Here is an 11,637-nt window from a genome sequence, read left to right on the forward strand (position 1 = left end):
ATTGATTTGATGTAATTACTTATAAAACACCTATAAGCTACAAACTCCTATTATAAATATTTTAAGAACAGTAGATTTAGCTTAAATTTGCTTTAAGTATAAATATAAGATTTTCCTTAATTAAAATGAATATTAAACAGATAAATAGCACCCAAAATGCATTAGTAAAACAAATTGTTTTATTAAAAGAGAAATCTCGCGAACGCAAAAAAACAGGATTATTTTTAATAGAAGGTGCTCGTGAAATTGAATTAGCAACAAAAGGAAACTATACATTAAAAACTGTTTTGTTTTATGCTGAATTATTTACTATTGACAACCTTAAAACGCTTAATTTAGATACTACAGAGCTTATTGAAATAAGCAAAGAAGTGTACCAAAAAATAGCATATAGAGAAACTACCGAAGGTATTATTGCTATTGCAGAAAGCAAACAGAATACTATTGAAGCTTTAAATTTTAAAAATGATAATCCGTTAATTTTAATTGCTGAAGCTCCCGAAAAACCAGGAAACATTGGTGCTATTTTACGTACCGCAGATGCAGCTAATGTAGATGCTGTAATTATAGCAAACCCAAAAACAGATTTATATAACCCAAATATTATACGCTCTAGCGTTGGTTGTGTTTTTACCAACCAAATTGCAACTGGCTCTACCCAAGATATAATTGCTTTTCTTAAAGCTAAAAATATTAATATTTACTCTGCTATTTTACAAGAATCCCAAGACTACCATAAACAAGATTACACGCAACCAACTGCAATTGTTGTTGGCACAGAAGCTACGGGATTAAGTGATGCTTGGCGTAAAGCTGCAAAACAGAATATAAGTATTCCTATGCAAGGCGCAATAGATTCTATGAATGTATCTGTAGCAGCAGGTATTCTAGTTTTTGAAGCCAAAAGACAACGCGATTTTAAATAGGAGCAAAAAAAATAGCTTTTAGAACACTAAAAGCTATTTTTTTTAAAGACTTAAAAATCTATTTAATTATTCTTTTATAGCTAATGCCTTCGTTAGAAATTAATTTAATTAAATAAATTCCATCATTATAATTCTGGAAATTTATTTCTAAATTATTACTTTCTTCTTTTGCTTTAGACGTTATTAATTGGCCTTGCATGTTATAGATTTCTACTTTTAAAATACTACTATCTCCTGCTTCAATAAATAAAATATCTTTTACAGGATTAGGATAAACCTTCACTTCTTTCAACTCAAAATTATCCACACTTAATAATGCCGGATCTGTTGCTATTTTAAAGTTATTAGTTATAAAATTACCTGTAAAACTATTTCTCATGTTTACATAAATAGTCTCTGGATCCATTGTATTTGTATACGCCTCTGGATTAGTAATCTCATTAGTTTCGGTTTCAGCATCAGCTAAAGTTAAATAGTATTTAAAATCGAAATTATAAATTGTGGTATCTACTGCTCCCAACATTTGTGCTTCATTAACACGTAAATTAAAAACAGATGTTCCGTTATTATCTGTATCATCAATTACTACATCGCCTGGTTCTTGTTCCATAAGTGGCATAGCTCCAAAAGAGCTTTTTCTAACAAATAAAGCACTATCGTAAGTGGTATCTGCTGCATCTGCAATAACAATTTTTATAGAATAAATATCTCCAATCACTAAATCTCCCAAAAGCATAAAAACGTTTGTTTGTCCGTTAAAATTTATTGGAGAATCTTGAGGTAAAATATAATCTGGATTTGCTGTAGCGGCAGATGCATCGTAATTATATCTATTAAAATATACTTGGTTTGTTGGTGCACAAGAGTCGCTTCCGCCACCGCGAACGTTTAATATAGAAATAGGATCGCTAGTACCAGGAACTAATGCAATATTTTGCGATGTTCCGGTAACAATATTTGTTAAGATAAAAGCAAAAGTGTCCGGGAAATTACATTCAAATAAACCATATTCTTCAGAAGCTAGTATAAAATCTAAACTCACTGTTGGTACTTGCGCTTCAAAATCGAATTGAATAAAAGATGCATTATTTGTACTCGATACAGCAGTATAAAATTCTAAATCAGTATCTCCTGGCCATGACGAACTACCATAGCTCATAATAGTAGTATTTGGGCCTGGAATAGACAAAACATTTCCTGTACTTAATACAATACCTTCGGTAAAATCTAAATCGGTACCATTAGAATTAAAAGCAGCAAGTCCATTAACACTCCCAAAATCTAATCCAGAACTTGAAATAAAATTAGAAGCTGGAAAATTAGGGTTTCCTATTAACTCATCTTCAATAAGCTGTTGTGTTGTATAACTTTCGTTTATTGTAATTTGTGCAAAAGAGTAATTAAATGCAATTAAGATTGCTAAAAGTAGTAGTTTTCTCATATTGTGTGGTTTAGAACATAAATATATAAAAAATCTTATTGATTACCTTTGCCAAGATTTAAAAACTAACATCTAATTTTATTAAATGACCTCAACGACTTTATTCTATATTCTTATTGCAATTTTACTTATCAGTTTTTGTATCGACCAGCTATTAGACGCCTTAAATGCTAAACATTATAACGATACTATTCCCGAAGTTTTAAACGATGTTTACGATAAAGAAGAATATCAAAAATCTCAAAATTATAAGAAAACAAATTATAAGTTTTCCTTACTAACCGCTGCTTTTTCTTTGGTAATAACCTTAGCTTTTTTCTTTTTAGATGGCTTTGCTTTTATAGACGCATTAGCAAGAAGTATTACTAGTAACGAAATAGTAATTACACTTATATTCTTTGGCATTATTATGTTAGGCAGCGATATACTAACGACACCTTTTTCTTATTACAAAACTTTTGTTATTGAAGAAAAATTTGGATTTAATAAAACCACAAAAAAACTTTTTATAGCAGATAAAATAAAAGGTTGGTTAATGATGGTTATTGTTGGCGGTGCAATATTAGCTTTACTAACATGGTTTTACCAAACTACAGGAAACACATTCTGGATTTATGCTTGGGCATTAATTGCGGTATTTACTCTATTTATGAATCTCTTTTATTCTAGACTAATTGTACCTTTATTTAATAAGCAAACACCATTAGAATCTGGAAGTTTAAGAGATGCTATTTCTAACTACGCAAAAACTGTAGGTTTTAATTTAGATAAAATTTATGTTATCGATGGTTCTAAAAGAAGCACCAAAGCAAATGCCTATTTTTCTGGTTTTGGAAGCGAAAAACGTGTAACACTTTACGATACTTTAATTAACGATCTTGAAGAAGAAGAAATAGTAGCAGTACTAGCTCACGAAGTTGGCCATTATAAAAAGAAACACATTATTTTTAATCTTGTAGCCTCTTTATTATTAACTGGTTTTACTTTATATATTTTATCACTTTTAATTTCTAATCCATTATTATCTGAAGCTTTAGGAGTATCAAAACCTAGTTTCCATATTGGCTTAATTGCTTTTGGTATTTTATATTCTCCAATCTCTACAATTACTGGTTTAATTATGAATTGGTTCTCCCGTAAATTTGAATACCAGGCCGATGATTATGCAAAAAATACATATAAAGCCGAACCTTTAATTACGTCGCTTAAAAAGTTATCTAAAAATAGTTTGAGTAATTTAACGCCGCATCCTGCTTATGTTTTTATGCATTATTCTCATCCTACCTTGTTAGAGCGTTTTAGCAATTTGAAGAAGTAAAATTGATTTTAATTTGTAAAAAAAATAGTCGAACTTCGTTTACTTATGATATAAAACATTGAGATGTTTTTTTATCAACGAGACATAAACGAACCTTTTCAAAATACTACTCCAAAAATCAGAATTCATCCTACGTTATTAGAGCGTTTTCATAATTTGAAGAAATAGCATTAACTTGACTTTCTAAGAAAAATAGTCGAACTTCGTTTACGTATGATATAAAACATTGAAACGCTTTTATATCAACGAGACATTGGCAACAAGCGCAAAATAACACGCTGAAAAATGAAAAAATTAACAATAATTATATCCATATTTTTAATGGCATTTACAAATTATGTAGATGTTGGAGATCCATCTATTCAAGCAGTTTGTAAAATAACAACTGAAAATGGTGAAACACACGAAGGTTTTGTAACTTTAATAAATGGAAGTTATGATGGAATGCATTCTAATGGTTTTTATCTCTATCAAGATGAACATTATAATTGGACAACATTATTTGACTTTGAATTACATAGTTTAAAAAAGAATGGAAAAACGAAATATAACATTGGAAATTTTAGTCCAGATGCAAAGGAAATTTATTTTATAGCTCATACTTGGGGAAATGATGTTTATTCTTCAAAAGATTCTAAAAAGGTTATTAACGACTCTAATGGAAAACACTTAATTAAGAAAACGGAATTAATTCATCAATATAAAATGTTCGATTCAATTCCTTTATTTAAGGAACTTCAAAGAACTTATCACATAAACTATAACAAAACAGATTCTAACACGAAGAAAATAGCAATGAATAACATTATATCATTCGAGATTCTCAAAAACCCAAATTCAAAATGGTTAGAAAAAATTGAACAAGCTCGAAAAATATATTTAAACGACAATAACGGAGAAGAATCGACTGGAGATTATCTGGAACCAATATGGATACACGAATTAATTAAAAACCCGAAAAAGTTTAAGGAATTGAAAGAATATTTTAAAAGTTGGAAAAATAAATAAAAGCCAGTTGCCAACACCGTGTATAATTAATTGCTTGGTTTTAGCCAATTTACGAAAGTCCTCGCGGACTTTCTATCTGTGTTTTATTTACTAACTTTAGTGCTTAAAACACGCAACTAATCATACACAACAACGTAAACGAACCTTTTCAAAATACTACTCCAAAAATCAGAATTCATCATACATTGTTAAACAGTTTTCGTAATTTAAAGAAATAACACTAACTTGACTTTCCTAAAAAAATAGTCGAGCTTCGTTTACTTATGATATAAAACATTGAAACGCTTTTACATCAACTAGACATTGTGTGTAAGGTAAAAAAAAATCAAATACATAACTTTACTTAAACTTAATATAAAAATTATGAATCTAGAAACTGCCATTTTAGTAGTTATTTCAGTACTCGGAATTTTTTCCGCCATTATGGTTATAACCAGAATATTTGGGTTAAGAACATTTGCAAAAATGTCAAGTTTTGATTTTGCATCAACTATTGCGGTAGGTTCAATATTAGCCTCAATTGTAATAAATAAAGATCAAGGAATCTTAAAAGGTATTTTAGCTCTTTTTTGTGTAATAGGATTTCAAACATTATTCTCTTTTTTGGTCAGAAAAAATGATTTATTTAATAAGCTATTTACCAACAAACCACAGTTCCTAATGAAAAATGGTGAAATCCTTTATGATAATTTGAAAAGATGTAACATTGGAGTGAGCGACTTGATGGCTAAATTAAGAGAAGCTAACGTACATAAGCTATCAGAGGTTCAAGCAGTAGTTTTTGAAAGTACTGGCGATATTTCTGTATTACATAGTTCTGAGATTAATGAAGTGGAAGATATAATTTTGAGAGATGTAGAAAGCAAATAATTCTGTCAAAAAAAAATTCGCTCTATCGAACAAGAAAATAAATAGTTAAATGGACTTAACATTATTACGGTAAAGCCCTACACATAACACCGAATATAATTTATTGCTTGCTTCTTGCCTAATTGCGAAAGTCCTCTCAACAAATCTTATACCAACACATAAACGAACCTTTTTCGAAAATATTCCTCAAAATAAAAACATTGATTACTTGATAAAATCTACTTATCAATATAAAAACAACCACTATCTTCAATTAAAGTTTTAATTAAAAAGAATAAGTGCTATACAAAAGAGGCTAAACTTAATTAAATAAAAAAAATTAACTTAGCATAACATTCCTAATTTGTTAAGTACATAGATTTGATATCTATTAATAGACATTTAAGCAACTAACCACTAATGAAAGTAGATACTAATTCTGAAATTACTGCCATAATTGCTACAAATAAAGATGGTATAGTATATCAATTTAATGATGCAGCCGAAATTTTATTAGGTTACTCTTCAAAAGAGGTCATTGGTTTAGAAAAAGCGCCTTTTTTTCTAATAGAAGATGAGTTTAATAATTTTAGAAAAGATATTGCTACTAGATATAAAGAAAACCTAGATTCCGATCCTTATAAATTATTAGCAAAGCATAATGGTTACGATTCTCGCGAATGGACAATCATTAAAAAAGACGGTTCCAGGTTTATAGGCCACTCTACACTTACGCCCTTAAAAAATGAGCATGGAGAAAATACTGGTTTTTTAAGAATGCTAAAAAACATAACAGATCAAAAAAATATAGAAAACGAACTATTGCGTAAAAACCAAGTATTAAATGCTGCCGAAAAAATAAGCATGATGGGACATTGGCAGTGGGATACTATTACAAATAGTGTAAAATGGTCTAGCAACCTTTTTAACATTTTTGAAGTCGATACCAACCAAACTTTACGTTTTGAAACCTACTTTAGTTTTGTACACCCAGAAGATAAAGCTACTGTAAGTGCTTCTTTTGATAAATCTATAAAAGATAAAGTTTTTTACGATTTATTACATCGTATAAAATCGACTAGCGGTAAAACAAAAACAATACAACTATTAGGCGAAGTACTTACAGACAAGGCAGGAAATGTAATTGAAATTATTGGTACCTGTCAAGATGTTACCCAACAAAGAATGGCCGAAATTAAATTTAAAGGCTTACTAGAATCGGCGCCAGATGCTATGGTAATTGTAAACGATCATGGAAAAATACAATTGGTTAATAAACAAGCAGAAAAACTATTTGGCTATCAATCTCAAGAACTAATTAACAAACCTGTAGAGTTACTTATACCAGAAAGATATAGTAATATGCACTCGTTGTATCGCGAAAACTTTTTTGGCATGCCTAAAACCCGAAAAATGGGTGAAGAAGGTACAGATCTTTATGGTATTAATAAAGACGGAAAAGAAATACCAATACAAATAAGTTTAAGTCCGCTTAAAACAGAAGAAGGTTTATTATTTTCTGCTGCTATAAGAGACATTACAATTCAAAAAAAGGCAGAAAAGAAGATATTGGAAGCTAAAAATAGTTTAGAAGTTTTAGCTAATAAGCTCACGATACAGAATACACAATTAGCAGATTTTGCACAAATAACATCTCACAATTTACGTGCACCTGTAAGTAACTTAAATTCATTATTAGATTTTTATAATATAGCAGAAACTGAAGATGAAAAAGTTATTTTATTTGAAAAATTCGAAACTGTAATAAACCATCTTACCGAAACTTTAAACACCTTAATTAAAGCTTTAAAATCTAAAAATGAAGGTATTGAAAACATGGAAACTATTACGTTTGATGATATTTTAATTAAGACAAAAGAAATATTATCTGGACAAATTTTAAAAACAGACGCTAAAATTACTAGCGATTTCTCAAAAAGTCCAAATATTGAGTATAATAAGTTTTATTTAGAAAGTATTTTTCTTAACTTGTTAAGTAATGCTATAAAATATAAATCTGAAGATAGAGCTCCCGAGATTTTTATTCAGTCTGTAATAGAAGATGGTGTGCAAAAAATTGTGTTTAAAGATAATGGTCTTGGCATAAATTTAAAACGTCATGGCCACAAAATGTTTGGCTTAAACAAAGTGTTTCATAGACATCCAGACGCTAAAGGCGTTGGTTTATTTATGACTAAAGTACAAATTGAATCCTTAGGAGGTAGTATAACTGTAGAAAGCAAAGTCAACACAGGCTCTTCTTTCAAAATTAATTTTAACAAATAAGAATGAATAGAAATTTCAACTTTTGTATTGTAGATGATGATGATATCTATCAGTTTACCATAAAAAAAACAATTGAGTCTCTAAATTTAGCAAAAAAAATAATTGCTTTCTCTGATGGTGAAGAGGCTTTAGATTTTATGATTAAAAATCTTAATAATGACGAAGAACTTCCTGATGTTATATTATTAGATATAAACATGCCAATAATGGATGGTTTTCAATTTATGGAAGAGTACATTCAAATTAAACCCAAATTAGATAAAAAAATAACTATATATATGGTTTCTTCTTCGGTGGATCAAACAGATATTGATAGAGCCAATAGAATAAGTGATGTTTCAGATTATATTATTAAACCTATTAAACCGGGTAAAATAAAATCTATTATAGAGAAGTTATCTGCATAAGAAAAGATGTAGAGATAAAAAAAATAAGGCTTAATACAATTATTGTATTAAGCCTTGTTTTTTTTTAAAATTAATCGACTACTCCACTACAAAATCAAAATACTCATTTCTATAAGGTTCACCACGTAAAGTAAAATGCCACCATTCTTTAGGGTAATTTCTAAAACCATTAGTAAGCATAACTGTTTGTAGTTTTTGTCTGTTTTTAGACTGCTCTTTAGTCAGGTTCTTGTTTTCCACCCAAGATTCGCTGCCAAAAAAATCGTAAGGCGATCCCATATCTAGCGCTTCTCCTGTTTTTAAATCTACAATAGTAATATCTAAAGTACTGCCACTACTGTGTCTAGATTTAGAAGCAATATAACCTGCTTTAAACAAGTTTCTTTTATTTACCTGAGGATAAAACTGTTGTTTCATTAATGTATCGTTAACCACTTTTGCCCAACGTACAAAATGATTTACTGCACGTTGTGGCCTGTAAGCATCGTATATTTTAATGCCCAGATTTTGCTTTACCAATTCTGTTTGTACCTTTTTTAAGGCAGCAGCTGTTTGTTTGGTCATTATTGCCACATTGGCATTATAGCCATCTATTGTTTCACCAACAAAGTTATTATCTCCACAATATTGTAAATCTACTTGAATAGAAGGTATTTCTATTTTAGCGTACACAAAACCTTCTGGTAATTGTGCAAAAGACACCATTGTATATAATGTTAGTAAAAAGGAAAAGGTAAATCTCATAGTACAGAATTTATACGCTAATTTAGATAAATAATAATTTATCAATAGTATTTTACTGTTTTACGTTTAGTAAAAGCTTCAAATTAATTAATATTTATGTTTCCTTCAGAAGAAATAAAACTCAATTTACCAGATGCAGATATTAGCTACTACCCTAATTTCTTTTCTAAAATTGAATCGCATGCGTTTTATAATTCTATTCTAAATGAAACCAATTGGCAACAAGATGCTATTACCGTTTTTGGTAAAACACATCCACAACCAAGATTAACAGCTCTTTTTGCTAATAACAACAAACCATATCGCTATTCTAATATTACAATGTATCCCGAAAAATTCTCGGACGTTTTATTAAAAATAAAATTAAAAATTGAATCTAAAACCAATGCTAAATTTACCACTTGCCTTGCAAATTTATATAGAGACGGAAACGACAGTAATGGTTGGCATGCAGATAATGAAAAGGAATTAGGTGAAAATCCTATAATAGCTTCTGTTACTTTTGGTGCTGCACGTTATTTTAATTTAAAGCATCAAAAAAACAAAAACTTAAAACAAAAATTGCTATTAGAAAATGGCAGCTTACTATTAATGCAAGGTACTACGCAGCATTATTGGCAGCATCAAATTGCAAAAACAAAAAAAGAAATAAAGCCTAGAATAAATTTAACTTTTAGAGTTATAATTTAGATTAACGAAAGTATTAAACACAAAAAAACCAAAGTCCCTCAACTTTGGTTTTCTGTATTTGCGATATATCTTTGGTTAGATTTAGGGTTACTATATCAAAAAAAAGCGATGCAAATATTAATTAATTAATCCATTGACTAAAAAGTATGTCTCTTAGTACACTGCAAATGTAGGGTAGTTATTTTGTTTTGGACGTTTAAAAGCATCATTATTCGATGAAATACCATAAATTTTAACATTTAACGACGAAATAGACAATAAAGTCGTTAAAAAGCACTCCTCAAATAGAATAAAAAACTATTTTCTGTTCAATATTAAACTGTAAATTTGCGTTGTAAGTGTTACAAATAGCATTCATATTGTAATACAGTAATATTTAAAATAAATATATCATGAAAATAAAGTTTCTAATTGTTTTAATGTTTTTAGGTAGTTTTTCTTTCGCTCAAGAAAACAACTATACCGCTCAAGAAATTGCTGTTAACAAATTAATTGACGGTACGCTACTTATTCCTAATGCTATCGAAAAACCAAATCTAGTTATTATTATAGCTGGTTCTGGACCTACAGATCGCGATGGAAATCAGAATTTTTTAAAAGGAAACTCTCTTAAAAAACTAGCACAAGGCCTATCTAACAAAAACATTGCAACCTTTCGTTACGATAAACGTATTGTAAAACAAATAAGAAAAGGGAATATAGATAAAAACATGATGTTTGATGATTTTGTAGTAGATGCAAAATCTGTTGTTACTTTTTTTAAAGACTCAAAAAAGTATAACAAAATATACATTGCAGGACATAGCCAAGGTAGTTTAGTTGGTATGCTAGCAGCAAAAGATAATGCTGACGGTTTTATATCGCTTGCTGGAGCTGGCCAGTCTATAGGTAAAGTTATTATTGATCAAGTAGAAAAAACAGCACCTATTTACCTAGAAGATACTAAGCGTGTAATTAAGGTTTTAGAAGAAGGAAAAACGACTACAGACTTTCCTCCTGCTCTAGCCTCTATGTTTAACTTAGATGTACAACCTTTTATTTCTAATTGGATACAATATAACCCACAAGTAGAAATAAAAAAATTAAACATGCCAATACTAATAATAAATGGCACAAAAGATTTGCAGGTATCTGAAGCTGAAGCCAAACTTTTAAAAGATGCAGTACCAAATGCTGAAATAAAGATTATTGATAAAATGAATCACATTCTAGTACCTATTGAAGGTGGGACTTTAGAAAACTCTAAGTCTTACAACGAATCTGCAAGAGCGTTATCTCCAGAATTAATTGAAGCTATTATTGCATTTATAAAATAACAGAATTATTTATTTAAAATAAAAAAAGACTCACAACTATGTGGGTCTTTTTTTGTTTAAACTTATACCAATAGAAAAAGCGCCTTATTAACTAAGACGCTTTTTCATACTAACCAACCAAAAATATGGTAATTACCACTCTTCTTTTAAAGTAACCACACTCTAAAATTGTCGTTGCAGTAATTACTATTTGTATTTCAATTAACGTGCCAATTCTATTTTGTAGTATTAAAGAGTTCTAATTTTATGAAACTTTTCACATTTAAAAGCTAAACTGACAACGCAACTTACTTTATCTATTAATGCATATTAATTCGAAACTTAGTAGAATAGAAAAAGCGTCTTATTAACTAAGACGCTTTTTCATACTAACCAACCAAAAATATGGTAATTACCACTCTTCTTTTAAAGTAACCACACTCTAAAATTGTCGCTACGGTAATTACTATTTGTATTTCAATTAACGTGCCAATTCTATTTTGTAGTATTAAAGAGTTCTAATTTTATGAAACTTTTCACATTTAAAAGCTAAACTGACAACACAACTTACTTTATCTATTAATGCATATTAAATAGAAACTTAGTAGAATAGAAAAAGCGCCTTATTTACATAAGACGCTGTTTCATACTAACCAACCAAAAATATGGTAAT

The 11,637-nt window shown here is 29.3% G+C and carries 10 protein-coding genes; 8 read left to right on the forward strand and 2 right to left on the reverse strand.

What is annotated here, in order from left to right; all coding sequences use genetic code 11:
• The first annotated feature begins 125 nt into the window (after positions 1–125).
• Positions 126–926: an RNA methyltransferase gene (locus Q0935_RS10805; RefSeq protein WP_299385774.1), complete on the forward strand. Its 801-nt coding sequence runs from the start codon at positions 126–128 to the stop codon at positions 924–926.
• 58 nt (positions 927–984) lie between these two features.
• Here the strand turns inward: Q0935_RS10805 and Q0935_RS10810 are convergent, their stop codons facing one another.
• Positions 985–2,367: a choice-of-anchor L domain-containing protein gene (locus Q0935_RS10810; RefSeq protein WP_299385778.1), complete on the reverse strand. Its 1,383-nt coding sequence runs from the start codon at positions 2,365–2,367 to the stop codon at positions 985–987.
• 85 nt (positions 2,368–2,452) lie between these two features.
• On the opposite strand from Q0935_RS10810, the gene Q0935_RS10815 reads away from it, so the two are divergent.
• The 5 genes from Q0935_RS10815 (at position 2,453) to Q0935_RS10835 (ending at position 8,235) form a co-directional block, all read left to right on the forward strand.
• On the forward strand, positions 2,453–3,685 hold the full coding sequence (locus tag Q0935_RS10815; protein WP_299385781.1) for a M48 family metallopeptidase: 1,233 nt from the start codon (positions 2,453–2,455) through the stop codon (positions 3,683–3,685).
• Between the two features lie 285 nt (positions 3,686–3,970).
• Positions 3,971–4,693 carry a hypothetical protein gene (locus tag Q0935_RS10820; protein WP_299385784.1) on the forward strand — a complete coding sequence of 241 codons (723 nt, stop codon included), beginning with the start codon at positions 3,971–3,973 and terminating at the stop codon, positions 4,691–4,693.
• 363 nt (positions 4,694–5,056) lie between these two features.
• Positions 5,057–5,563, forward strand: a complete 507-nt coding sequence (locus Q0935_RS10825; protein ID WP_299385786.1) for a DUF421 domain-containing protein — start codon at positions 5,057–5,059, stop codon at positions 5,561–5,563.
• Positions 5,564–5,962: 399 nt separating this feature from the next.
• Complete coding sequence (locus Q0935_RS10830) at positions 5,963–7,828, forward strand: sensor histidine kinase (RefSeq protein ID WP_299385788.1); 1,866 nt, start codon at positions 5,963–5,965, stop codon at positions 7,826–7,828.
• A 2-nt stretch (positions 7,829–7,830) separates the two neighbouring features.
• Positions 7,831–8,235, forward strand: a complete 405-nt coding sequence (locus Q0935_RS10835) for a response regulator (RefSeq protein WP_299252018.1) — start codon at positions 7,831–7,833, stop codon at positions 8,233–8,235.
• Between the two features lie 78 nt (positions 8,236–8,313).
• Here Q0935_RS10835 and Q0935_RS10840 read toward each other — a convergent pair whose 3' ends face one another.
• Positions 8,314–8,979: a M15 family metallopeptidase gene (locus Q0935_RS10840; protein ID WP_299385790.1), complete on the reverse strand. Its 666-nt coding sequence runs from the start codon at positions 8,977–8,979 to the stop codon at positions 8,314–8,316.
• A 96-nt stretch (positions 8,980–9,075) separates the two neighbouring features.
• Here Q0935_RS10840 and Q0935_RS10845 point away from each other — a divergent pair, with 96 nt between their 5' ends.
• Together Q0935_RS10845 and Q0935_RS10850 are read left to right on the forward strand one after the other, a co-directional pair.
• A complete protein-coding gene (locus tag Q0935_RS10845; RefSeq protein ID WP_299252012.1) occupies positions 9,076–9,669 on the forward strand; it encodes an alpha-ketoglutarate-dependent dioxygenase AlkB in 594 nt (197 codons plus the stop codon).
• A gap of 392 nt (positions 9,670–10,061) precedes the next feature.
• Entirely contained in the window at positions 10,062–10,985 is a 924-nt protein-coding gene (locus Q0935_RS10850) for an alpha/beta hydrolase (RefSeq protein ID WP_299385793.1), read from the forward strand.
• Positions 10,986–11,637: the final 652 nt, after the last annotated feature.

The organism is uncultured Lacinutrix sp. (genome assembly GCF_947500605.1).
In the GTDB taxonomy this organism is placed as follows: domain Bacteria; phylum Bacteroidota; class Bacteroidia; order Flavobacteriales; family Flavobacteriaceae; genus Lacinutrix.